20 protein-coding genes are annotated in these 23,813 nt (G+C 73.9%); 7 read left to right on the top strand and 13 right to left on the bottom strand.

The window, feature by feature from the left end:
- Positions 1 to 44 precede the first annotated feature (44 nt).
- A complete protein-coding gene (locus AB0I21_RS40065) occupies positions 45 to 563 on the top strand; it encodes an alpha/beta hydrolase (RefSeq protein ID WP_360568961.1) in 519 nt (172 codons plus the stop codon).
- Positions 564 to 676: 113 nt separating this feature from the next.
- Here the strand turns inward: AB0I21_RS40065 and AB0I21_RS40060 are convergent, their stop codons facing one another.
- From AB0I21_RS40060 to AB0I21_RS40045, 4 genes are all read right to left on the bottom strand, one after another.
- Entirely contained in the window at positions 677 to 3,505 is a 2,829-nt protein-coding gene (locus AB0I21_RS40060; protein ID WP_360568915.1) for a BTAD domain-containing putative transcriptional regulator, read from the bottom strand.
- Positions 3,506 to 3,600: 95 nt separating this feature from the next.
- Entirely contained in the window at positions 3,601 to 4,374 is a 774-nt protein-coding gene (locus AB0I21_RS40055) for an alpha/beta hydrolase (protein WP_360568914.1), read from the bottom strand.
- A gap of 133 nt (positions 4,375 to 4,507) precedes the next feature.
- Positions 4,508 to 4,945, bottom strand: a complete 438-nt coding sequence (locus AB0I21_RS40050) for a helix-turn-helix transcriptional regulator (protein WP_360568913.1) — start codon at positions 4,943 to 4,945, stop codon at positions 4,508 to 4,510.
- Positions 4,942 to 6,198 (bottom strand): ATP-binding protein, encoded by a 1,257-nt coding sequence (locus AB0I21_RS40045; protein WP_360568912.1) that lies wholly within the window; start codon positions 6,196 to 6,198, stop codon positions 4,942 to 4,944. Before AB0I21_RS40045 ends, AB0I21_RS40050 begins: the two co-directional genes overlap by 4 nt.
- 144 nt (positions 6,199 to 6,342) lie before the next feature.
- Here AB0I21_RS40045 and AB0I21_RS40040 point away from each other — a divergent pair, with 144 nt between their 5' ends.
- Entirely contained in the window at positions 6,343 to 9,105 is a 2,763-nt protein-coding gene (locus AB0I21_RS40040) for an AAA family ATPase (protein ID WP_360568911.1), read from the top strand.
- A 1-nt stretch (position 9,106) separates the two neighbouring features.
- Here the strand turns inward: AB0I21_RS40040 and AB0I21_RS40035 are convergent, their stop codons facing one another.
- Both AB0I21_RS40035 and AB0I21_RS40030 read right to left on the bottom strand, forming a co-directional pair.
- Positions 9,107 to 9,898: an SDR family oxidoreductase gene (locus AB0I21_RS40035; protein ID WP_360568910.1), complete on the bottom strand. Its 792-nt coding sequence runs from the start codon at positions 9,896 to 9,898 to the stop codon at positions 9,107 to 9,109.
- Between the two features lie 65 nt (positions 9,899 to 9,963).
- Positions 9,964 to 10,755 carry an alpha/beta fold hydrolase gene (locus AB0I21_RS40030; protein ID WP_360568909.1) on the bottom strand — a complete coding sequence of 264 codons (792 nt, stop codon included), beginning with the start codon at positions 10,753 to 10,755 and terminating at the stop codon, positions 9,964 to 9,966.
- A gap of 321 nt (positions 10,756 to 11,076) precedes the next feature.
- Here AB0I21_RS40030 and AB0I21_RS40025 point away from each other — a divergent pair, with 321 nt between their 5' ends.
- From AB0I21_RS40025 to AB0I21_RS40015, 3 genes are all read left to right on the top strand, one after another.
- Positions 11,077 to 12,546, top strand: a complete 1,470-nt coding sequence (locus tag AB0I21_RS40025) for a DUF1996 domain-containing protein (protein ID WP_360568908.1) — start codon at positions 11,077 to 11,079, stop codon at positions 12,544 to 12,546.
- A 65-nt stretch (positions 12,547 to 12,611) separates the two neighbouring features.
- Positions 12,612 to 13,910, top strand: a complete 1,299-nt coding sequence (locus tag AB0I21_RS40020) for a ferredoxin reductase family protein (protein WP_360568907.1) — start codon at positions 12,612 to 12,614, stop codon at positions 13,908 to 13,910.
- 98 nt (positions 13,911 to 14,008) lie between these two features.
- Positions 14,009 to 15,496, top strand: coding sequence for a GGDEF domain-containing protein (locus tag AB0I21_RS40015; RefSeq protein ID WP_360568906.1), 1,488 nt, complete (start codon positions 14,009 to 14,011; stop codon positions 15,494 to 15,496).
- Positions 15,497 to 15,589: 93 nt separating this feature from the next.
- Here the strand turns inward: AB0I21_RS40015 and AB0I21_RS40010 are convergent, their stop codons facing one another.
- The 7 genes from AB0I21_RS40010 to AB0I21_RS39980 all read right to left on the bottom strand — a co-directional run bounded on the left by AB0I21_RS40010 (position 15,590) and on the right by AB0I21_RS39980 (position 22,531).
- A complete protein-coding gene (locus tag AB0I21_RS40010) occupies positions 15,590 to 16,921 on the bottom strand; it encodes a hypothetical protein (protein ID WP_360568905.1) in 1,332 nt (443 codons plus the stop codon).
- Positions 16,906 to 17,670: a hypothetical protein gene (locus tag AB0I21_RS40005; protein WP_360568904.1), complete on the bottom strand. Its 765-nt coding sequence runs from the start codon at positions 17,668 to 17,670 to the stop codon at positions 16,906 to 16,908. The genes AB0I21_RS40010 and AB0I21_RS40005 overlap by 16 nt, the downstream gene beginning before the upstream one ends.
- On the bottom strand, positions 17,667 to 17,963 hold the full coding sequence (locus AB0I21_RS40000; protein WP_360568903.1) for a hypothetical protein: 297 nt from the start codon (positions 17,961 to 17,963) through the stop codon (positions 17,667 to 17,669). Before AB0I21_RS40000 ends, AB0I21_RS40005 begins: the two co-directional genes overlap by 4 nt.
- A gap of 1 nt (position 17,964) precedes the next feature.
- The gene (locus AB0I21_RS39995; protein WP_360568902.1) at positions 17,965 to 18,711 is read right to left on the bottom strand and encodes a hypothetical protein; all 747 of its coding nucleotides are present in this window, start codon (positions 18,709 to 18,711) and stop codon (positions 17,965 to 17,967) included.
- On the bottom strand, positions 18,708 to 19,703 hold the full coding sequence (locus tag AB0I21_RS39990; protein WP_360568901.1) for a hypothetical protein: 996 nt from the start codon (positions 19,701 to 19,703) through the stop codon (positions 18,708 to 18,710). Before AB0I21_RS39990 ends, AB0I21_RS39995 begins: the two co-directional genes overlap by 4 nt.
- The gene (locus tag AB0I21_RS39985; RefSeq protein WP_360568900.1) at positions 19,700 to 20,011 is read right to left on the bottom strand and encodes a hypothetical protein; all 312 of its coding nucleotides are present in this window, start codon (positions 20,009 to 20,011) and stop codon (positions 19,700 to 19,702) included. Before AB0I21_RS39985 ends, AB0I21_RS39990 begins: the two co-directional genes overlap by 4 nt.
- Positions 20,012 to 20,083: 72 nt before the next feature.
- The gene (locus tag AB0I21_RS39980; RefSeq protein WP_360568899.1) at positions 20,084 to 22,531 is read right to left on the bottom strand and encodes a PASTA domain-containing protein; all 2,448 of its coding nucleotides are present in this window, start codon (positions 22,529 to 22,531) and stop codon (positions 20,084 to 20,086) included.
- An 89-nt stretch (positions 22,532 to 22,620) separates the two neighbouring features.
- Here AB0I21_RS39980 and AB0I21_RS39975 point away from each other — a divergent pair, with 89 nt between their 5' ends.
- Both AB0I21_RS39975 and AB0I21_RS39970 read left to right on the top strand, forming a co-directional pair.
- The gene (locus AB0I21_RS39975; RefSeq protein WP_360568898.1) at positions 22,621 to 23,289 is read left to right on the top strand and encodes an FHA domain-containing protein; all 669 of its coding nucleotides are present in this window, start codon (positions 22,621 to 22,623) and stop codon (positions 23,287 to 23,289) included.
- Positions 23,290 to 23,393: 104 nt separating this feature from the next.
- Entirely contained in the window at positions 23,394 to 23,657 is a 264-nt protein-coding gene (locus AB0I21_RS39970; RefSeq protein ID WP_344510109.1) for a WXG100 family type VII secretion target, read from the top strand.
- Positions 23,658 to 23,813: the final 156 nt, after the last annotated feature.

Raw genomic sequence — 23,813 nt, 5'->3', positions numbered from 1 at the left:
ACCTGTGACGCACCGGGCCGCAGCAGCGCACCACCGGACCGGTCATCCTCGTCGGGCACTCCTACGGCGGCGCCGTGATCAGCAACGCCGCCCTGTCCGACCCTGACGTGGCGGCCCTCGTGTACGTCAACGCGTTCGTTCCCGACCAGGGTGAGTCGGTGCTCGGCCTGCAGGCCGGCGGCGACCCGGCCGCCCTGTTCGACGTCGTGCAGTACCCGGGGGCACCCGCCGACGACGCCGAGCTGTACATCAAGACCGCCGTCTACCCGCAGGTGTTCGCTGCCGACCTGCCCGCCGCGACCGCGGCGACGATGGCGGCCGCGCAACGGCCGGTCACGCTCAGCGCACTGCTGGAGCCCTCCGGGCCCGTCGCCTGGAAGGCGCTGCCGAGCTGGTACGTGCTGGGCCTCGCCGACAACATCCTGCCCCCTGCCCTGCAGCAGCAGATGGCCGACCGGGCCAGGAGCAAGGTCACGAAGGTCAAGGCGGCGCACCTGTCGATGGTGTCCAGGCCGGACGTGGTGACCACGGTCATCGAGTCGGCGGCCCGAGCCACCACCTGACGCCGCGACCACCTCCACAGGAACGGACAACGCCACCTATGTCACCGGCACCGTGGTGGAGGGCTCCGGCCACTGGCTCTACGAGGAGCGGCCCGCCGAGATGACCAGGCTGCTCATCGACTTCCTGCGCTGAGTCCGCCGGCCAGCTGGTCCAGCCTCGGCTGGACCAGCTCCGGCTGCGGCGACTGCAGACCTTGCAGGATGCGCAGCGCCACCCGCCAGACGAGCCCCGCGGCGTCGGCGTCACCGGCGTCGTGGTGCACGTCGCCCAGCCTGATCAGCGACGCTGCCTCCTGGCACGAGTCGCCCTCCCTGGTGTACAGCTCGACCGCCCGCCGGTAGTGACGGACCGCCTGCGGGTGATCGTGCAGGCTGTGGTGGATGGCGCCGAGACTGTCCAGGCATGCCGCCTCGCCGTGCCGGTCGCCCAGCTCGCGGAACAGCGCCAGCGCCTGCTCGCAGCGCGGCTCGCCGAGGCGGGGCTGACCGAGCCTGGTGTACGCGAACCCGATCTCGTTGAGCGCCTTGGCTAGCCCGAGCCGGTGCCCGGCGGCCCGGTACAGCTTCTCGGCCCGCTGGCAGTGCAGCAGTAGCCGGTCGTACCGGCCGCCGACCTGGTACGAGTAGCCGATGCCACGCTCGACGTGGGCCTGGCAGGCGAGGTCACCGAGGGCGCTGTAGCCGTCCAGGGCGGCGGCGAGATGGGTGCGCGCCTCCTCCGGACGCCCCGCCCCGGTCAGCGCGTGACCGAGGTCGCGGTGCGCGTCGGCGAGGACCGCCGGGTCGGCCAGGCGCCGTGCCGCGGCGAGCGCGGTCCTGCGGTTGGCGACCAGATCGTGCACATGCCCCTGGCGGCGCTGGAACGTGTCCAGCGTCCACGCCAGCTGCCACGTGAGCTCGTCCGCCCCGGTGGCGGCGAGGCGGGCGACGAATGCCTGCAGCGCCCGGTATTCCGCGGTGAGCCAGGACAGGGCCCGGTCCTGGTCGGCGAGCGGCTCGACGGTCGTGCCCGGCCCGGGTGCGGTGAGGACGATCGGTTCCCGCCCCGGCGCCAGCAGCAGCGCGGCCCGGTGCGCGGTGTGGAGGTAGTGCTCCACCAGCCGGGCACCGGCGGCACCGCGTTCCGCGTCGGGCTCGACGGTGTGGACGAGGTCCACGGCGTACGCCCGGACCAGGTCGTGAAAGGCGAACCGGGCCGGGGTGCGCTCGGTGACGAGGCCGGTGCGGACCAGCTCGCCGAGGTGCGGCCTGACCCGTCCCGGCGCGAGCCCGGCGAGGCTCGCCGCGGCGAGGACCGGCACGTCCGTGCCGGGGTGCAAACCGAGCAGCCGGAACAGTCGTGCCGCGTCGGCGTTGAGCGCACGGTACGACCAGGAGAACACCGTCCGGACGTCGCTGTCCGGGTCGCCGGTGGTGAGCGTGTCCAGCCGGCCGCCCTCGTCGCGCAGCTCCGTGGCCAGGACCCCCATCGGCAGGTGCGGGTCCGTGGCGGCGCGGGCGGCGACGATGGCCAGGGCGAGCGGCAGCCCGGCGCACCGGCCCACGATCTCGTCGACGGCCCGGGGGTCGGCGTCGACCCGTGCGGCGCCGAGCCGGTGCACCAGCAGCTGGCGGCCTTCGTCGGGCGAGAACAGGCCGAGCGGGATCGGGGTGGCGCCGTCGGAGGCGATGAGCCCGGCGAGCCGGTCGCGGCTCGTCACCAGCACGAGGCAGCCGGCCGTGCCGGGCAGCAACGGGCGGACCTGGGTGGTGTCGCGGGCATTGTCGAGCAGCACCAGCATACGCCGGCCGGCCAGTTCGCTGCGGTACAGCGCGGCGCGGGCATCGAGGCTCGCCGGGATCCGGTGCGGCTGGACGCCGAGCGCCTCCAGGAATCGGGCCAGGGCCTCGGACGGGTCCATCACCTGCCCGGTGGGGGAGAAGCCGTGCAGGTCGACGTACAGCTGGCCGTCGGGGTAGCGGCCGGCGACCCGGTGCGCCCAGTGCACCGCAAGGGTGGTCTTGCCGATGCCGGCCATGCCACTGATCGAGCCGATCACGACCGAGGCCGGGGACGCGTCGCCGGGCAGCAGGGCCAGGGCGGCGGTCAGCTCGGCGCGGCGGCCGGTGAAGGTGGCCGGGTCCAGTGGCAGCTGGGCGACCCGCGGGGTCGCCGGCACGGTCGGCGCCGGCACGGCTGACAGGTCCGGCGCGGTCGGGCGCAGGACCCGGTCGCGTGCGGCGGCCACCTCGGCACCGGGGTCGAGGCCGAGGTCGTCGCGCAGACGGGCCCGGACGGTGTCGTAGCGGCGCAGCGCCGCCGCCTGCTGGCTGGTCGCGGCGAGCAACAGCATGAGTCGTGCCTGCAACGCCTCGTCCAGCGGGGCCCGGTCGGCGGCGGCCTCCACGGCCCGCAGCACCACCGCCGGTGCCCCCGCGGCGAGCGCGGCGTCGGCCGCCTCACGGGCCGTGGCCTCGTACTCTCGGTCCAGCGCGGCGAAGATCGGCAGCCCGCGGATCTCGGCGGCGACGGTGCCGGCCGCGGGCCCCTGCCAGAGGTCCAGCGCCTGCCCGAACAGCGCGGCCCGGGACCCCGCGTCGCCGGCGGCTCTGGCCTGCGCGAGCAACCGCCGGAACCGGAGCAGGTCCACCGTGTCGGCGTCGCCGTCGAGCCGGTACCCGCCGCCGGCACGGGTCAGCCAGCGGCCCGCGCTGCGGGTCGCCAGGTCCGGCTCCAGGGCCCGGCGGAGCATCCCGACGCTGCGGTGCACCGCGTTGACGGCCGACGCCGGCGGGTCCGAGCCCCACAGGACGTCGACGATCTCCGCCAGCCCGACCGGCTGCCCGGCCCGGGCCAGCAGCACCGCGAGCACGGACCGCTGCTGCGGGGCGCCGAGGTCGACCTCTGCGTCGGACCGCCAGACCCGGACCGGCCCCAGGACGGTGAACCACATGTTGGCCATGACCGGACGGTAGAGCCCCGGCGGCGGGCGTCGCTTGTGTCAGATGACGGTACGTGGCATGACGGCGAAGTTCGGTTCGTTGACGTCCGACATCGTCAGCTCCTCTCTGTGTGCGGCTCCGTGTGCGGCGATGACAGGGATCGGTCCCGCAGCCACGTCAGGGCGGCGTCGGCGACCGCCCGCCAGCGGCTGTCGATGGTCAGGCAGTGGCCGCGGTCGGGGAACGCGACGACGTCGGTCGCCCGGGTCGCCGGGGCACGGTGCTGCCCGTCACCGGTGATCAGCAGCAACGGGCCACGCGGAGGGTCGGCCGGGTCCCCGTTCGCGGAGCGGTGCGGGTCGAAGCCGGCGGCGGTGGCCTCGAACAGCGGCCTGCAGGGAGCCGGGATGCTCCAGCGGTCGTACAACTCGGCCGACTCCTGCGCGCTGACGGCGCCGCCGAAGACGGACCGGAACTGCTCAGCGGTCAGCGACACCGCCTTGCGGCGGTTGGCCGGGTTCCTGAACAGCGGCAGTGCCGGCGGCATGTCCGTGATCCGTGCGGCGTCGACGGCGACGGCGGCGGCGGCGGCCGCGAGGTCCTGCCTGAGCAGCCGTTCGGCGATGAACCCGCCGAGGGAGTGCCCGACCAGGACGGGCAGGTCCGGCAGCGCGGCGATCAGGGTGGTGTAGTGCTCCACGATGTCGTCGATGCCGTGGTCGGCGATGCTCTCGGGGTTGTCGCGGGCGTCCTGCACGGTGTCGGCATGCCCTGGCCAGCCCGGCGCGGACGCCCGATGGCCCGCCGCGCCGAACAGCTCGATCCACGGGCCCCACGAGCTGGCGTGCAGCCAGGGACCGTGGATGAACAGCACAGGGGGTCCGGTCATGACGTCCTTCCGCAACGGCGAAACGGTGGTGACGTCACGAAACCACCGGGGCGTGACCGCTCGCATCGGGGTCACACCCCAGTCGTTGACGGGCGGCGCCCGCTGGGGTGTCGACGGCGGGCGCCCGCTGGGGTCAGGTGTCGGTGCGCAGCGCGGCGCCGAGCTGCCGGCGGGACGTGACACCGAGCTTCCGGAACACCTTGTTGAGGTGGTACTCCACGGTCGAGGCGGTGATGTACAACCGGGTGGCGATCTCGGCGTTGGTGACACCGTCGGCGGCCAGACCTGCCACCTGCCGCTCCTGCGGGGTGAGGTCGTGCTCGGTCCGCGGGTCGCGCCGGCGGGCCTGCTCGCCGGTGGCGAGCAGCTCCACCCTGGTCCGTTCCGCGAAACCGGCCGCGCCCATGGCGGTGAACATGTCGTAGGCGGTGCGCAGCTGCACCCGGGCGTCGGCGCGGCGCTTGCGGCGGCGCAGCCACTCGCCGTAGAGCAGGTGGGCGCGGGCGAGCTCGGTGACGATCAGTGTCTCGTTCAGCCGGGCGATCGCTTGTCGGTGCCTTGAGCGTGTCATTGACGGCGTGCAGCCCGCCACGCTCGCGGCTCAGCGTCAGGATCCGCTCGGCCACCGCCCGGAACCCCCGGTCGTCCCAGGACTCCTCGGCCGCGAAGCACCCCACGAACGAGATCGGCATGCCCGCCTGCACGAGGTCGTCGGTGCACAGTGCCGCGACGGCCGCGCGCATCAGCGGAAGCGCCCGCGCATGCCCTTCGGTGATCCGGACCGTGCAGGCCTCGACCAGCCGATCGGTGACAGGGGAGCGGTCCGACACCTGCCACGGCGCCGCCGTAGACGGCGGAGCGGATCAGCGGGTGCCGGAACGCCAGCCGGTCCCGCCGGGTCAGAATTCCGGCGGCCACCGCGGCTTCCGCGGCGTCGAGTTCCACGCCGAGGTCGGTGGCGGCCTGCCACAGCTCGCCGGGGTCACCGGTCGAGGCGGCCGAGATGAGCAGCAGCAGCGTCTGCGTGTCCGCCGGCAGCGTCCGGACCCGGCGCAGGAAGTGCGCCTCCATCCTCGGCCCGACCGGCAGCGGCGCCGGCGAGAGCGGACCGGTGATCTGTTCACCGCCGAGCTCCAGCAACGCCAGCGGGTTGCCGCCGGTCTCCTCGATGACCCGCTCGACGGCGCCGGGGGCGACGGTGCCGCCCGTCTCCAGCAGCAACCGCCGCGCGTCCGGCGCCGCGAGGCCGTGCAGCGCGAGCACCGGTAGCCCGGCGAGGACCTGCCCGACCGGCTGTTCGTCGCGGGTGCCCAGCACCATGCCGATGCCGTCGGCCTGCAACCGGTGCCCGATGAACGCCAGCACCTCCACCGTCTCGCGGTCCAGCCAGTGCACGTCGTCGACCAGGCACAGCAGCGGCCGCTCGACGGCGACGTCCGACAGCAGGGTGAGCGCGGCCAGCCCGACCAGGACTCGGTCCGGTGGCGGGCCGGCGACCAGCCCGAACGCGGCGCCGAGCGCGGCACGCTGCGGGGCGGGTAGCGCCGGCGTCCGGTCGAGGAACGGCAGGAGCAGCCGGTGCAGCCCGGCGAACCCGAGCTGCGTCTCCGCCTCCATGCCGACCACCCTGGCGACCAGGACGTCCGACGCCTGTGCGGCCGCGAAGTCCAGCAGCCGGGTCTTGCCGATGCCCGGCTCCCCGACCAGCACCAGCGCGCCGCTCAGGCCGTCGCGGACCGTGCCCAGCAGGGCGTCGAGGGCGGCGCACTCCTCCTGCCGGCCGAGCAGCGGCGGAACCGGACGTCCTTCGGCGGTCGGAGGCACCCTTCCCCCGTTCCGGACCGGAACCAGCCCAGTTGATCTTCTGCCCACGCCGGGAGCATCTTCGCACACGTGGGAGCGCTCCTCGAACCGACCGTGCCGGCATGTGTACCCTCAGGACCGACACGGGCGGGCCGACCTGGACGGGTGACCTTCGGTATGCCAGGCGAGCACCTGTACGGCCGCGACGCCGAACTACGGCAGCTGACCACGTTGCTGCACGGTGTCCGCGAGCGCGGCGGCGCGCTGGTGCTGCGCGGCGAGGCCGGCATCGGCAAGACCCGGCTGCTGACGGAGGCCCGCCGGGTCGCCGCCACCGGCGGGATGCTGGTCCTCACCACCGCCGGCGTCGAGGCGGAGGCCAGGGTGCCGTTCGCGGGCCTGCACAAGTTGCTGCGCCCCGTCCTGGCCCGCGCGGAGGCGCTGCCCGGCCCGCAGCGCGACGCGGTGCACGGCGCGTTCGGCATGGCAGACGTGGCCACCCCCGACCTGTTCCTCGTCGCGCTCGCCGTGCTCAACATCCTCGCCGACGCCGCCACAGGACCCGCCGCCCTGCTCGTCGTGGAGGACGCGCACTGGCTGGACCCGGCCACCGCGGAGGTCCTCGGGTTCGTCGCACGGCGCCTCGACGCGGACCCGGTGCTGCTGCTGGCCGCCGTTCGCGACGGCTTCCCCACGTCCTTCGGCGCCGACCTGCCGCAGCTGCGCCTGGACCGGCTCGACGAGACCGCCGCCGCTGCCGTGCTCGACGCGCACGCCGCCGACCTGCCGGCCGGCGTGCGACGGCAGCTGCTGCTGGATGCCGCCGGCAACCCCCTCGCCCTGGTCGAGCTGTCCACGATCACCGCCGGGCACACCGCGGCGTCCGGACCGCCCGGCCCGGCGACCGCGGCCCTGCGCCCGCTCACCGACCGGCTGCAGGAGGCGTTCGCGGCCAGGGCGGTCCAGCTTCCCGCGGCGACCCGGACCCTGCTGCTCGTCGCCGCGACCAACGACGGCGACGCCCTTTCGGAGACCCTCGCCGCGGCGACGCTCGTCGCCGGCACCGCCGTCACGGTCGGCGACCTGCCGCCGGCCGTCGCGGCGTCGCTGGTCGACATCGACGGTGACCGCATCCGGTTCCGGCACCCGCTGATGCGCTCGGCGATCCACCAGCACGCCGACCTCCAGCAACGGCACGCCGCGCACGCCGCACTGGCCCAGGTCCTCGCGGGCCAGCACGACCGCAGCGGCTGGCACCGGGCCTCGTCCAGCCACGGACCGGACGAGGACGTCGCGGCCGACCTCGAGCAGATCGCCGCCGCGGCCCGCCGTCGCGGCGCGGCCGTCGCGGCGCTGACCGCCCTCGAACGCTCCGCCCAACTCACCGACGACCCGGTCCGGCGGGCCGCCCGGCTGCTGCGCGCCGCCGAGGCCGCCGTCGAGCTCGGCCGGCAGGACGTGGTCCACCGGCTGCTGCGCGACGCCGCAACCGTCGAGCTGTCCTCATGGCAACGGGCCCAGCTGCTGTGGATCGAGGCCAGCTTCGGCGACGGGCTCCGCGACGAGCACCGCCAACCGGCACGGGTCGCCGACGTCGCTGAACGGGTCGCCGCCGACGGTCACGTCGACGTCGCGCTCCGGCTGCTCAACGGCGCGGCGCTGCGATCATTCTGGACCGAGGCGGACCTGCCGAGCAGGCACCGGCTCGTCAGCGTCGCCGAAGCACTGCCGATCCCCGCCGACGACCCGGACCTGTTGGCGATCCTCGCGTTCGCGGCACCGATCGAACGCGGCGCCGCGGTGATCGACAGCCTTCGCCGCGGCGCGGAGCGGGCCGCCGGCAACGCCGAGGCGCTCCGCCTGGTCGGCAGCGCCGCGGTCCTGGTCGGTGCGTTCGACCTCGCCGAGTCCTGCTGCACCGCGGCGCTGCCGGCGTTGCGGGCGCAGGGCCGCCTCGGGCTCGTCGCGCGGGCGTCGGGGGCGCAGGCGTGGAGCGCCGCCCACCTCGCCTACCTCAACGTCGGCATCCCGGCCGCCGAGGAGTGCACCCGCCTGGCCCGGGAGACGTCGCAGCCGCTGTTCGTCGGCATCGGCCAGGCGACCGCTGCCGTCCTCGCCGCCCTGCGCGGCGACGAGCCGGGCGCTCAGGCCCTTGCCGGTGCCGCCGAGCAGGGCGCCATGTCCGGCCGGGTCCGGCCGGTCCTCGCCACCGCGCGGCTCGCCCGGGGGCTCGCCGCGCTCGGCGCCGGGCGCTACGCCGACGCGTTCGAGCAGTTCCGCCGGATGCACGACCCGGTCGACCCCTCGTTCCATCCGGCGCTGCGCTGCTTCGCCCTGGCCGAGCTCGCCGACGCCGCCGTGCACAGCGGTCAGGCCGGCGCCGTCGCCGGGATCGTCGCCGAGCTCGAGACGTTCGCGCTGCAGACACCGTCACCGGCCCTGCACGGTGGGCTGCGGCACGCCCGCGCGGTCCTCGCCGGCGACACCGACGCCGAGGCGCTGTTCCAGGCCGCGTTGCAGGTCGACGTCGGACGCTGGCCGTTCGCCCGGGCCCGGCTGCAGCTCGCCTACGGACGCTGGCTGCGCCGCCAGCGCCGGGTCGCCGAGTCCCGCGCCCTGCTGCGCACGGCGATGGACACGTTCCACACCCTGGGCACCGTCCCGTGGGAGGAGCAGGCGCGGCAGGAGCTGCGCGCCGCCGGTGAGACCAGCCGCAGGCGCGGCGTCGACGCCCGTGGCCGGCTCACCGCGCAGGAGCTGCAGATCGCGCAGCTCGCCGCGGAAGGCATGACGAACCGCGAGATCGGCGAACGGCTGTACCTGTCGCACCGCACCGTCAGCTCACACCTGCACCGCATCTTCCCGAAACTGGAGATCACCTCGCGAGCCCAGCTGGCCGGCCTCGTCCACGTCCAGGCCGGCCGCTGACCTACAACGTGCTGACCAGGCCGCCGTCGACGGCGAAGTCGGCACCGGTGACGTTCGCGGTGCGGTCACTGGCCAGCAGCAGCACCAGATCGGCGACCTCCTGCGGGCGGGTGAACCGGCCGGTGACGGACTCGCCGGCGGCCCGGTCGGCGACCGCGCCGGGGTCACCGCCGCCCAGCGAGCGGGCGACGGTTGCCGCGACCCCGTCGTCGCCGAGCCACAACCCGGTGCTCACCGGCCCGGGGCTGACCGTGTTGGCCCGGACCCCACGCCCTCCGAACTCCTTCGACAGCGACTTGGAGAAGCTGGCCAGGGCGGCCTTCGCGGCGCTGTAGTCGATGACGAGCGGATCGGGCAGCGTGGCGTTGACCGACCCGACCGTGACGATGCTGCCCGCGCCGCCGGCCAGCAGGTGCGGCAGCGCCGCCCGGGTCGTGCGGACCGCGGCGAGGAGGTTCAGCGTCAGCGTCGCCGTCCACTCCTCGTCGGTGACGGCCAGGAACCCGGCCGTGCGTGGCCGCACCGCACCGACGTTGTTGACCAGGATGTCGAGCCCGCCGAACGCGGTCACGGCGGTGTCGACGAGACCGGCCGGTCCGTCCGCGGTGCTCAGGTCGACCTCGACGACCCGCACGTCGGCGCTACCGCTCAGCTGCGTGAGGTCGGGTCCGGCGGTCCTGGCCCCCGCCACGACCCGGACCCCCTCAGCGGCCAGGGCCTGGGTGACGGCCAGACCGATGCCTTTGCTGGCGCCGGTGACCACCGCGGTCTTGCCCGAAAGATGCAGATCCATGGTGTGTTCCTTTCTGGTTCCCGCACGGGACGACGGTCGCGCCGGCCGGTCAGTCCCGCGTCACCTCAGAGCCCGTTGCGCCGCAGCCATGCCAGGCTCTCGTCGGCGACCGCCCGCCAACCGCTGTCGATCGTCAGCGAGTGGGCGCGGTCGGGGAAGTCGAGGAGGTCGGTGACCGCGTGGGAGTGCCGGTACTGCTTGAGGGTCGCCCGGGTCACCGACTCCGGCACCGTGTGGTCCCGCCCGCCCGTGATGAGCAGCAGCGGACCCCGCAGCTCGTTGGCCGTGTCCACCTTGGCGGGGGAGTGCGGGTCGAAGTTCGCCGCGGCCGCCTCGAACAGCGGCTTGCCCGGTGCCGGGACCGCCCACCGGTCAAACAGCTCCTGCGACTCCTGCTCGGTGACGGCGTTGCCGAACGCGAACCGGAACTGCTGCGCCGTCAACGACACCGCCCGGTGCTTGTTCGCCGGGTTCCGGAACACCGGCAGCGTCGCCCGCAACGCCGACAGCGGCAGCGGCAGCACTCCCTTGATCTGCGCCGCGTCGACAGCCACCGCCGCGGCGGCGAGATCCTGGCCGAGGAGCTTCTGCGCGATCATGCCACCGAACGAGTGCCCGATCAGGATCGGCTTCGCCGGCAGGCCCGCGATCACCTTCGCGTAGTGCTCGACGACGTCGTCGATGCCGTGGTCGGCGACCGCCTCCGGATGCTCCCGCGCCTCGGCGACGGTTCCCGGCTCACCCGGCCATCCCGGGGCGACCGGCGCATAGCCTTCCGCCCGGAACAGCTCGACCCACGGCTGCCAGGACGATGCGTGCAACCACAGTCCGTGGATGAAGACGACAGGCGTGCTCATCGCTGCGCTCCTTCGTTGTCCGTCAAAGACCGTCGACGCCGGTCTCCCCGCACGCTAGGCCTGCCTTGTGCGCGATCAGTGGGCAAAAACTTGTCGCCCACCACCGCGCCGCCTGCGGAAGGTCACCGTCCGACTCCCGAACGTCTTTAAGCCAAACTTAAGCCGGAAAAGCGTAATCGAGTAGGGTCAGCGACCGGGCCAGCAGCGCTGGGAATACGTATTTCTAAGAGTTCCTTTGCGACTTGAAATAAGCCTCTGAGCTGGTAACTTGCTGACCGCACGGAATCCACGACGTCAGCCCAGGACGGCGGAGACAGACGCATGCGCAACTATTCCCAGAACCCGCGAGGAAGACGCCGGGCCCGCAACATCCTCATCGCCGCGACGGTCGTGTCGGCGGTCGGTGTGAGCGGGGCCTACCTGGCGACCGCGAACGCCGACGAGGCAGCGCCCGGCAGGATCGAGGCGGAGACCTGGTCGGCCCAGAACGGGGCACGGACCGAGAACACCGCCGACAGCGGCGGCGGCAAGAACATCGGGTGGCTCGCCGCCGGCGACTGGCTGCAGTACGACAACGTGACCGTCGGCGCCCAGCTGAGCGCCCGGATCGCGGCCAACAACCGGGCCGGCGGCTCGATCGAGCTGCACCTCGGCTCGCCGGCGGGCGAGCTCGTCGCGACGTTCCCGGTCGCGTACACCGGCGGCTGGCAGAAGTGGACGACCGTCAACGCCACCGCGGCGCGCGTCCCGTCCGGCCCGCAGACCCTGGTCGCCGTGATGAAGAGCGACCAGAAGAGCGACTTCGTGAACGTCAACTGGTTCGCGCTCGGCTCCGGCACGCGCCCGCCGGCGACCGCCACGGTCGCGCCGCCCCCGCCGAGCAGCGCCGCCCCGACCGGCGGCACCTCGCCCACCACCTCACCGACCGGCTCCGCCCCGGCCGGCGGCTGGGTCGACGTCGACCAGGCCAAGTGGCAGGCGGAGCTGGCCGCGTTCAACCAGCTCCAGCAGCTGCCGGTGCCGGCGGGCACCACCCGGGTCGCGGAGTTCCACACGGACTGTGCGGTGTCGAACGAAGCCAAGGACGACCCGATCGTGCTGCCCGGCCTGCCCGGCGCGTCGCACATGCACACGTTCTTCGGCCCGACCGTCGACGCCACCACCAAGCCGGCCGACCTCTTCGCCCGCAAGACCAACTGCAACGCCCCGGGCGACAACAGCGCCTACTGGGTGCCCCAGCTGCTCAAGAACGGGCAGCCGGTCAAGATGAAGAGCTTCCGGGTGTACTACGGCTCGCGGCTGCCCGACCCGTCGGCGACGGTGCCGTTCCCGCCCGGCCTGGTCATGGTCCACGGCGACGCCAAGCGTCAGGTCGCCACGCAGAAGGGCGCCCCGGGCCAGTTCTGGTGCGCCGGCAGCGCCGAGGTCGGCCGCAGCGCCGACGGCAACTGGCCGGTCTGCGCCCCCGGCGGGAACCTCATCTTCCAGCTGACCTTCCAGGACTGCTGGGACGGCAAGCACATCGATTCGCCCGATCACAAGTCGCACATGGGCGGTGCGAAGAACGGCAAGTGCCAGGGCGACTACCCGGTCGCCATCCCGAACCTGTCGTTCATGGTGAACTACGAGTCCCTCGGCGGCGACGGCCTCGCGCTGTCGTCGGGGATGGCCTCGTCGATGCACGGCGACTTCATGAACGCCTGGAAGCCGGAGAACCTCGGCCCCCTCGTGAAGGTCTGCCTCAACGCGAAGGCGAAGTGCGGCACCACCCCGTCCTTCACCGGCGGCTGACCTCGTCCCTCCGAACGGCCCCGCCCCAGAGGCGGGGCCGTTCCTCATGCCCAGTGGGGTGCGTTGTGCGAACCGCGGCGAAGCTCTTCGCGGCGTCCAGCCTGGCCGTCGCGACCGTGCTGTGGGTGCTCGGCCTGCCCACGTCCGCGCCAGGGCCGGCCGCCGCCGGCCGCCTCGCCGCGCTGTGGTCCACCGACCTGCTGCTGTTGCAGGTGCTCGGCACGGCCCGCATCCCGTGGCTCGAACGCGCCTTCGGTCAGGACACCCTCGGCCGCTGGCACCGCTGGACGGGCACCGCGTCCTTCGCGCTGCTGTTCGCCCACGTGGTCCTGGCGCTCGTGTCGCACGTCGAGAGCGCCGGGCAGCTGTGGGCGCTCGTCACCGGGTACCGCGGCATGGTCCCCGCGACCCTGGGCCTGCTCGCCCTCGTGCTGGTGGCGGCGACGTCGCTGCGTCCGGTCCGCCGCCGCCTGCGCTACGCCACCTGGCATCTGCTGCACCTGTACGCGTACGCCGGCATCGCCCTCGCGGTGCCGCACGAGCTGTGGCTGGGCAGCGACTTCGGCACGCCGCTCGCGTCGGTGTTCTGGTGGACGATGTACGGCGCGGCCGCCGGCTCGACCGTCGTGTTCCGCCTCGGCATGCCGGTGTGGCGCACCCTGCGCCACCGGCTGCGCGTCGACCGGGTCGTCGAGGAGGCCCCCGGCCTGGTCTCGGTCTACCTGCGCGGTCGCCGCCTGGATCGCCTCCCCGCCCGCGCGGGCCAGTTCTTCGTGTGGCGGTTCCTGGACGGCGAGGGCGGCTGGCGCGGCAACCCGTACTCCCTGTCCGGCCCGCCCCGCGCCGACCGCCTCCGCATCACCGTGAAGACGGTCGGCGAGGCCACGGCCCGGGTCGCCGACCTGCGCCCCGGCACGAAGGTCGTCATCGAGGGCCCGTACGGGCGGATGACCGCCGACACGTACCGCGGCGGCTCGGTCACCATGTTCGGCTGCGGCGTCGGCGTCACCCCGTTGCTGGCGCTGCTGTGGGACCTGCCGTACGGCCACGGCCAGGCGACCCTGGTGTACCGCACCCGCCACCCGCAGGACGTGGCGTTCCTGCCCGAACTGGAGTGGCTGGCCCGGGAGCGCGGCGTCCGCCTGGTCCCGCTCGTCGGCCCGCGCGCGGCGCCCGGGTCGTGGCTGCCGGTGGTGTACGCCGACTACGACGACATCGCGGCGCTGCGCTCCCTGGCCCCGGACCTGGCCGACCACGACGTCTTCGTCTGCGGCCCCGACCCGTGGACCGCCGCCGTCCTGCGCGCCGCACGCCGCGTCGGCGTCCCCGCCCCGCGCCTGCACCGCGAGCGCTTCGCCTGGTGACGAGCGTTTCCAGTGCGGATCGGTTGCAGTACCGCTGACGGCTGGAGCGGTCCGCCCGCCGGGCTCAGGTCGTCGTGCCGCCGGCCGACTGGGCGGGCATGGCGCAACGGTCCCCGGTCGGTGAGCTCCTGCGTGACCCGGTGCTGCTCGGCTTCGCCGGGCTGGCCCTGATCGTGCCGGTGTGGTTCCTCGCCGGGCCGGGCGGCGGCGCCGTCTCCTGGGGGATCCAGGCGGCGCTCGACGTGTCGATCGTGGTGTTCGCCCGCCGGCTGCGGGCGCACGGCGGCACGGACCGGCACCAGCGCCGGTTCTGGCGGGCGATGGCGGTGGCCGGTCTGCTGTGCGCCGTCGGGGACGGGACGCAGACCGTCGTGATGGTCGCCGACCCCGGCGCCGCGGTGAGCATCGTGCAGTCGTTGTGCGTCGTGTGCGCGATGACGGTGATGGCGGTGGTGATGCTGCGTCACCCGCTCGGTGATGCCGGGCGGCAGCGGATGCGGCTGTGGCTCGACGCGGGCGCGGTGCTGATCGGTGTCGCCGTCTTCCTCTGGTACTTCTCGATCGGCGCCGAACTGGACAGCCCACGCCTGGGGGACCGGCTGGCCGCCGCGGCCGGCGCCGTGGTCATGCTGGTGATCGTGCTGGGCGTGCTCAAGCTGATCCTCAGCGGCACCGCCCCCTTCACGCGGCAGGCAGGCATCGCCGGCTGTGTCGGGGTCGGCGGCACGGCCGTGGGCACCTCCGTCGCCGCGGTCCTGACCGGGGCCGCCGATGCGCGGATCGAGGCGGTCGCGTCGCTGCTGCCGTGCATCCTCACCGTGGCGAGCCTGCGCGTGCAGGGGATCCAGCAGCGCTGCCCGGCCGGACCCGCCGAGGCGCGGCAGCGCCGGTTCAGTGTCATGCCGTACGTCGCCGTCGCCGCCACCGAACTGCTCGCGATCGTCGCCCTGTACGTCGCCGGGGCGGACGCACGCACGTGGGGCGTCGCGGTCGGCGTCGTGCTGATCACCGCCGTGGTCCTCACCCGCCAGCTGATCGCGTTCCAGGACAACGACCGGCTGCTCACCGACCTCGACCGCAGCATGCTCGAACTGCAGCGACTGCACGACGCGCTGCGCCACCAGGCGACGCACGACGCCCTGACCGGCCTGGCCAACCGCGCGCTGCTGACCGAGCGGCTCGCGGCGATCGACACCGCCGCCCAGCTGAGCGTCCTGGTCATCGACCTCGACGGCTTCAAACAGGTCAACGACGTCCACGGCCACCACGCCGGCGACGCGCTCCTCGTCGAGGTCGCCCGCCGCCTCGAGGCGGCCGCCGGCCCGGACGCGCTGGTCGCCCGCCTCGGCGGCGACGAGTTCGCCTTGCTCCTGCCGGGCGTCGACGCCGACGCGGCGCACCACCGCGCCGCCTCGATCGGCGCCGCCGTCACCCGCCCGTGCCACCTGCCCGGCACCGTCGCGCACGTCGGCGCCAGCATCGGCGTCGCCACCGGCACTCCGGCCGACGCCGACGCGCTGCTGCGCCGGGCCGACGCCGAGATGTACCGCCGCAAGCGGCAGGTCCGGCTGGCTGTGCCGACCTGACGGTGTGCCACCAACACGTCCAACGCGTTCTTCATCCCAGTACTGCGGCGACGTGTACAGCTGAGACGCGGCCCGGACGGCCGTCGTTTCTGCTCACAGGCGGTGGATGCCCACGTGGACGTGGTCGGCGTGATCGATGCGGGCGCCCCACAGGATCTGCACGCGGAACTGTGCCCCATCGACCTTGACCACGAACGAGTCGTAGCTGTTCGGCTGCCAGGAGCGGTTGCCCATCGCCCGGGCCAGGGCGCGGGCCTCGTCCTCGCCGGAGAAGGTCGGGTAGTCGATCGCGTAGGAGGATCTGCTGCCGACGAAGTGGTCCGAGGTGGCGGGGCCGGGGACGGAGTCGGTCGGTCGTTTCTGCGACCCGGCGGTGAGTCCCTCCTTGCCCAGGAACGGCGTGACGAACTGGTCGAAGATCGACTTGCTGCCGCCCCAGGCGTGTCCGAGCTTGACGTTCGACAACCCGTGCCGCCGGGGCGCGGACGGTGACGACGCCGGGGAAGTCGGGAGGTGCCGGCGGGTGTGGGCGCTGTCCCGCCGGTACAGGTCGCGGAGCAGGTGGGCGACGTTCCTGCGGGTACCGGTGCCGTGCCGGGCGGCCAGCGAGGCGATCAGGCGCTCGACCCCGCGCCGTTCGTGCCGGTTGTCGCTGTCGGCGCGCAGTGCCCGGTCGCGGGCCTCCAGGAGGTATCCGACGTCGCGGCTCAGGTAGCCGGGGACGAGCCTGAGTCCGTGCCGGCCGTCGAGGACGTCGTCGAGGGCGGCGTGCAGGCGACGGCCGGTCGCCGGGTCGGCGAACCGCATCCGGTGGACGTCGGCGGTGGCGCGCTTCGTGCGGTGGTACACCGAGTCGACGGTCGCCAGGTTGTCGGTGAGCTGCCGGGCGAGCCGGGACAGCAGCGGCGGGTCGATGACGATGCGGCCGTGCTTGCCGGCGATGTTGCGCGGCACCTGCCAGGGCCGCATCGGAAGGACCGCGCCACCGCCACCGCCGCCACTGCCGCCGCCACTGCCGCCACCCCCCGGCTTACCGCCGGCCGGCGGCAGGCCGGCCCGGTGCAGCACCCGCTGCACGTACGCCGACGTCGGCAGATACCCGTCGCTGAGCCGGTTGAGGTAGGACGGGTCGTGCGCGACCCGGCGGGCGGTGCCCTCGCCCGCGTGCCAGGCCACGGCCACCAGGTCCCAGCGGCCGAACTCCCGGTGGTAGGACGACATGAGCTGCGCCGCCTTCTGGTCCTGGACGGCCGGCGGGGCGCTCCTCGCGGTCGGGTAGCCCTTGAAGTTGTTCCAGGTCGAGTCGATGAACTGGTACGCGCCGCTCGCGCGGCCGTACGGGGTCGGCGGGCCGGCGATGTGGTAGTCGCCGCCGGACTTGACCGAGCGGATCGCGGCCATGAACCGGCTCAGGGCACTCGGCATGAGGCACTCCAGGACAGCAGGTGGTCGAGGGCTTCGCGGACGTCGCCGGGGTCGGCCGGGGCGACCCGATGGCGTCCACTGTGGATGGTGGTGACCTGCCAGCCGGTCCCGTCGCCGGCGACGAGCCACCGCAGTTCGTCGGCGACGAACCGGCCCGTTGCCGCGTCGTGGTGGGCGACCCGGACCGCGGCGGCGAACCGCCGGCCGGTGATCGCGCGCAGCCACCTCGTCGCCGGCCCCGCAGGCACCCCGGCGCGGCGCAGGACGTCCAGCGCGGCGCCGTCCGCGCCGGCGGCCACCAGCTCGTCGGCCTCCGCCAAGGCGTCGGCGTCGACGTCGAACCCGGTCGTGTCGACGTGGGCGTCGGGCAACAGCAGCAGCCGCGGCACGACCGCCGCCGGCGACCCGTCGAGGAGCCCCACGTCCACGAGCCCGTCGTGACGGCCGGCCAGGACGGTGGTGGACGTGTCGCCGGAAGCCGCGTACCAGCGCCGGGTTCCGGCCTCGTCGGCGTCGATCTCCACCGCGGTGCGAGGCCCGGTCAGCGGTTCGAGGGCACCGGCGAGCGGCTCCTCGCCGGGCAGGAGTCCACGCGCGGCGAGACCTCGCACCGCCGCCAGGTCGATGCGCATGTCCGCGTCGTCGTCGTCGGTGACGTCGGCGGGCAGCCAGTAGCCGGCGAGCCGGGCGAGGGCGCGCAGCTCGTCGAGGGTGAGGGTCAGCTTGGCCGGCGCGGGGTGGACCGTCATGGTGCCGGGGTCCCGCCGGTCTGGGCGGTGGCCAGCCGGTCGCGTTGCTCGTCGGCGGCCAGCCGGGCGAGCCGTGCGGTGTCGCGGAGCCGGTCGGCGGCCTGCGCGAGGTGGTGCTGCCGGTGCCGGCCGTCGAGGTGGGCCCGGAAGCGGTCGGCGACGAGCCCCTCCCACCCGCCGCGGGTGTCGTGGACGGCGTGCCGGAGCTCGTCGCGGACCCGGTCCAGCTCGCCGGCGTGCCGGTCGAGTGCGGTGGCGAGGTCGTCGAGTTCGTGGGGTGGGGTCAGCGCCATGTCAGCCTCGGTTCGAGCGGGCGGGGACAGGTTCGCGGAGGAGGTGCCGGAGCCAGTCGGCGATGTCGTCGACGGGTTCGGCGATCACCAGGTCGTCGTCGTGGACCTCGACGGTCCACAGTGGACCGGTCTCGGCGGCGAGCAGCACGGCTGAAGCGGCGTGGTATGTGCCGTCGCCGGCGCCGCCGAACGGTGTGACCCGGGCGGCGTACCGGCAGCCGGTGACGGCGTGCGTGAACGGCGTCGTGGGGCCTTGGTCGATGCGCCGGCGCAGTCCGGTCCGGGTCAGCCGTTCCGCGCCGGTGCCGCAGGGTGGCCAGGTCGGGGCGGCGAGCAGGTGCCGCACGGCGGTGGGCAGGTCGGTGGGGGAATGCCGCAGCCGGTGGTCGCCGTCGGTGGTGGCCTCGTGCAGCACGACCGTGCCGCGACCACGGGACACCAGCGTCATCGTCGACGCGGCCGGTGTGCGCACCCGGACGCCGACGACCAGGTCGGGGTCGAGGACGGCGTCCAAGAGGTCCCGGTAGGCGGGGGCGACCTGCCAGCCGCCGGTGTCCGACCGGACGATCCCACGCATCCGCAGCGCGCCGGTGAGCCGGCGGGCGACCGCCGCCCGGTGCTCCGGCGGGGCGGCGGCGACCAGTGTCGGCCCGACCCCGGGAAACCCGGCACCGGCGAGGCCGTAGGCGAGGGCGTCCAGCTCATCGGCGGTGGCGAGCAGCGCCGGCGGCGTGACAGGGCCGTTCACAGGATGCCGCCCACGAAGTCCTTGACCTCGCCGGCCGCGTCGCCGACGGCGTGCACCACGTCGTCGCCGTGTTCGAAGCCGACGAAGTCGACGGCGTCCAGGGCCATCACCGACGCGTCGAACGTGAAGAAGACGGCGGCGTCGACGCCCTTGTCGGCGACGGTACCGGCGACCGGGACGACGTTGAGCACGTCGCTCGCCAGGTGCAACCCGGAGCCGACGGTCGCGGTGGTGTCCCGCAGCACCTCGAGGCCTCCTCGCGCGCCCGTGTGTTTCTGGTTGAACAGCTGACGGCCGTCCTCGAGCAGCAGCGCCGCCGAGCCACCGGGGATCGCCCAGTTCCCGACGCGTCTGAGGCGGCGCAGGCCATGGCCGTCGCCGGCGAGACGCCGGATCCAGTCGGGTCGCTTCGCGGCCGGCACCCCGGCGCGCCGGGCGGCATGACGCAGCGCGTCGGCGGCGGCCGTCGCGTGCCAGGCGAGCGGGTAGCGTAGCTGCCACAGTGCCCGGTCGACCGCCTTGAAGTGCTTGAGCCCCTGGTAGTAGCGCATCGCCTGCTGCGGCAGCTTCGAACCGGTCACGTCCTCGCCGAACAGGTCGACGCCGGTGCGGGTGATGTTGCCCAGCCGCCGGGCGGCGGCGTCGCGTCCGTACCGTCGGCGCAGCGCGCGGTCGCCCTGGAACGCGCTGGTGACCTTGCCGAGACCGGCCGCGGCCCAGAAGGTGGCGTCGAGCGCGGCGAGCTTGCCGACCGTCGCGGCGAGCCAGCCGGCGTCGGCGCGCAGCCCGCGGGCCGCGGCCTCGAACCGGACCGCGATGCCGCCGGCCACCGCGGCGGTGTCGGCGCCGATCCCGGGCAGGTCGGAGACGGCCGACCGCGCCGCCCGCACCGACCCGGCGGCGTCGTCGAGGACGTGGGCCGCGCCGCGCAGGGTGCCGGCGAGGCCGTGCAGGTCGTCGAGGTTGAAGACGTACCGGACGACCGGGTTCATGGTTGGACCGCCTTCCACGCGAGGTAGAGGTCGCCGTAGTGCTTCGACATCCGGTCGAGGTCCTCGGCGAGTTCGGTGAGCCGGTCGGCGGCGGCACGGAGGTCTTCGGTCATGTCGCCGGTGCGTTGCTTGAACCGGCTCGCCGACGGGCTTTCGAACGCGGCGCCGGCGGTGGCGCGTCCGACGGCGCGGACGGCCGCCTCGGCGCGGGTCGCCGCGGATCGCAGGACCGCCGCCTGGGTGGTGGCCGTCTGTGCGTACTCGGCGTAGCGGGCACCGTCGATGAGAACAGGGTCGCGCGGGAGCATGCCCCAAGCGTTGCCGGTGGCGGGGAACCCTTCAATGGGAAGGGTTCCCCGCGACATCGCGGCGGGTGACGGTTACGGGCGCGGCCAGACGTGGCAGAGGGTGAAGTCGTACTGCGAGCCGAAACCACCGGCCACGAAGGCCTGGTACTCGCCGGACCCGGGCTGGGCCCAGGCCCACGCGGCTGCGGTGGGGTTGAACAAGGCCCGGATCGGCACGGTGCCTGGGATCTGGTCGACGAAGCATGCGAACGCCGGCCCGTCCATGACCCAGTTGGCTTGCGTGTTCGGGTTGGCGGAGTAGTAGTAGCCGCCGACCTCACCGCAGGCCCGTTCGCAATGCTGCTGGTAGATGAGTGTCAGCCCGGGCATCCCGGCGGCCGTCGCGACCGGATAGATCTGCCCGATCGCGCCCTGTGACGAGAAGCCGGCGGGCCCGCCGCCGCCCGGCGACAGGAAGTTGCCGCGTCTGGCGCCCGGTGCCTTGAACCGGTTCATCGGCACCGGTGTCCGTGACTGGTAGGCGATCGTGACGGCGGTGCCGACCGGCAGCGCGGTGCCCGGCGGCTGGTCCTGCGCGACGACGACACCGATCGGCGACAGGATCTGGGCGGTGTCGCTGCGGGTGCAGCCCAGCTGCTGCTGCGCGAGGCTCGCGCACGCCTCGTCGGGGCTCATCCCGACCAGGTTCCCCACGCCGCCGTGCACGTAGTGGTCGAGGGTCACCGCCGCGCCCGGCGTCAGGCCGGCGCCGGCGGCCGGCTGCTGGGCGATCACCACGTACGCCGGGGTGCCCGGGCCGAGGCTGTGCGGCGCGCAGGTCAGACCGGTGGGGCAGGCCACGTTGGACGGCTGCCCGACGAGGTTCGGCACCGCGATCATGTCCGGGTAGGTGACGGTGACCGCCGTGCCGGTCGCCGCGGCCGTCCCCGGTGCGGGGCTCTGCGCGGTGACGACCCGGACCTGGCTGCCGTCGGCGGCCAGCCCGCCGACCTGTTCCCGGCAGGTCAGGCTCGCCGCGACCAACGCCCGGCAGGCCTGGCTGGCGGGCAGCTTCGTGACGTCGGGCACCTGCGCGGGCCCACGGTAGAAGACGGTCACCGTGCTGCGCGGGTTGACCCGCGACCCGGCCGGCGGGTCGGTGCCGGTCACCTTGTCGGTGTCGGCCGGGCCATCCGGCTGGGCCACGAGCCTGCACCGCAGTTGGCGGCTGAGCTGCGTCAGCCGCGCGCACGCGGCGGTGCGGTCGACGCCGACCAGGTTCGGCAGGGTGACCGGCTGCTGCGGCGCCGCGCTCGCCGAAGCAGCCGGCTGGGCGCCGCTGGGGCTCGCCGACGGTTTCCCCGATGGCTTCGGCGACGCTTTCGGCGACGGGCTCGGCTTGGTCGCGTCGGTGAGGTCCGTGGTGGTGGGCCGGCCGTCGGCGTCGAAGGTGATCACCACGGCGGTGTCGTGCGGGTCGTTGACCCAGACGTGATCGTCGCGGGTGAAGACCTGGAACGTGTCGGAGCGGCCGGGGACGGGTTGTTCGGTCTCCACCTTGCCGCTCGCGGTGTGCACGACGAGCACGTGCCGGGCGGTGAAGTCCGGCAGGTACACGCGGTCCTTGTGGATGACCGGCGGGCCGAACCGGTGACCGGCACGGCCGGGCAGCGCGATCCTGCGCACGTCCCGCTCGTCGCTGAACTCGCCGAGGACGAGCTCACCCGTGCGGCCGACGGCGACGGCGACGGTCGCGGCCGCGCCGGGGGCGGCCAGCACCCCGAACGTCGCGTCGAGGTCGAGCACGCGCTTCGGACCGTCCGGGCCGTACATGCCGGCCTGCCCGGTGTGCGGTACGTAGATCACCGGCGCGCCGCCGACGAGGGTCAGCTCGGCGCGCTCGCCGGCGCTGAGCACGCGCTGCCGTGACTTCACCTTGTCCTTGACGATCTCCACGAGCTCACCGGAGGCGGGTGCGTATCCCCAGGCGGTCCCGGCGCCGTCGACCACCGCCCGGTCGACCGGCGGCAGGTCCGTCACCTGGGTCTGCTGCCCGGCGGTGCCGTCGAGCCGGCTGACCGTGCCGCGTTGCGAGTCGAGGAGGTACGCGTCGCCGCCGCCGCTGACCACGGTGAGCTTGCCCTGGGAGTCGGGCCGCTTGTCGACGGTCTTCGGGTCGAGGGTGTCGGTCGGCAGCAGGGTGACCGTGCCGGTGTCGTTGTTGACGACGTACACGACGCCGGGCCGGACCTGCACGACCTCGAGCGTCTGCTTGCCGGTCGCCAGCTGCTTGGCGACGACGGCGTCGGCGTCACGGTTGTCGGCGTTGACGTGCACGATCCTGGTGTCCTTCTGCAGGAACGCCCCACCGTCGCCGTACGCGGCGCGGGAGGACCGGTAGCCGACGCCGAGCCCGACCGCGATCACGGCACCACACAGCACGACGGCCAGGGTGGCGCGGTTGACCCGTTCGCCGGTCGATGACGCGCGGCCCGGTAGGCGCAGCGACATGGACCTGAGCCGGGCGGTGAAGCCGGACATGGCACTCCCTCGGTTTGTCGGCGTGGCCGAGAATAGCGACGATGCCGGTCAATCGGAGCGGCGGTCGGACGGGAAGGGTTTCCCAACGGATGCGTGTTGAACGCGGTGGACAGGCGCTGACCTTGGTCGATGAAGATCGACTGACGTTCGGGCGGGCGAAGGAGTGCACGATCTGCCTGGACCCGGGTGACGCGGCGATCTCGCGGATCGCCGGGACGATCACCAGGGAGGGGTCCGTCTGGTGGTTGACGAACGCGTCGTCCACCCGGCCGTTCGCGGTCGCCGACGAGTACGGCTTCCGCAGTGTCCTGCCGCCGGGCCGGCGGGTCGCGGTCGAGCGGCCGGTCACGGTGCTCGTGGACGGCAGCCTCGCCCAGCACGATCTGCGGCTGACACCGCCGTGTGCACCGCAGCCGGCCGGCGAGCCCGTGGCGGAGCCGCTCACCCCGGCCGTGCCGACCGAGGTCGGTGCCGCCGTGGTGATCAGCGCGGCGGACCGCCTGGCGATGGTCGCCCTGTTCGCGGGGTACCTGCGGGAGCCGCCGCACTATGATCCGCACCCTCGCACGTACGCGGCCGCGGCCGCGCGGCTGGACTGGCCGCGCACGACCCTCGTGAAGCGGATCGAGTACCTGCGGGCCCGGCTCGACGAGGCCGGTGTGCCGGGCATGACCGGCCACAACGCACTCGTCGGCCTGGCCGAGTATGCGCTGAGCCGGGAGCTGATCACCCGCGACGACCTGCGGCTGCTGCGCTGAGCGCCCGCCGCGGTCACCGGGATTGGGGAGCCTTTCCGATGTCGCCGGTGCCGGCGCGGTCCCTACGTTGAGTGGCGAACAGTCCACCAGCGAAGGAGAGTCCCATGTCGGTGATCGGCGGCGAGATCGGGCAGTTGCACACGCTGAACGGCAACTTCGCCCGGCAGAGCAGCACGGTCGACAGCCTGCTGCGTGATCTGCGCACCGCACTGGCCAACACGTACTGGCAGGGCGGCGCCTCGGAACGGTTCCGCTCGTCGTGGAGCAGTGAGTACGAGCCGGCGCTGACCCGGCTGTCGGTGGCGTTGCAGGACGCGGCGGACGAGGTGCGGCGGCGTGCCGACGCCCTCGAGCAGGCCGGCGGCTGAACCGGCGACATGCGGATCACGGGCATGGAGCGTGAGGTGCGGGTCGCCACGGACGGCCGGGAGTTCGCGGCGAGGGTCCGGGCCGGGGCACGGGCGACCGTCGAGGATCTCGCGCGGGCCGTGGACTGCGCCGGCCGGCAGCTGTGGCTGGCCGGC

Source organism: Dactylosporangium sp. NPDC050588 (assembly GCF_040654975.1).
Lineage (GTDB): Bacteria > Actinomycetota > Actinomycetes > Mycobacteriales > Micromonosporaceae > Dactylosporangium > Dactylosporangium maewongense.
The sequence above is the reverse complement of the archived record's forward strand: the minus strand, read 5'-3'. Positions and strand labels throughout refer to the sequence as shown.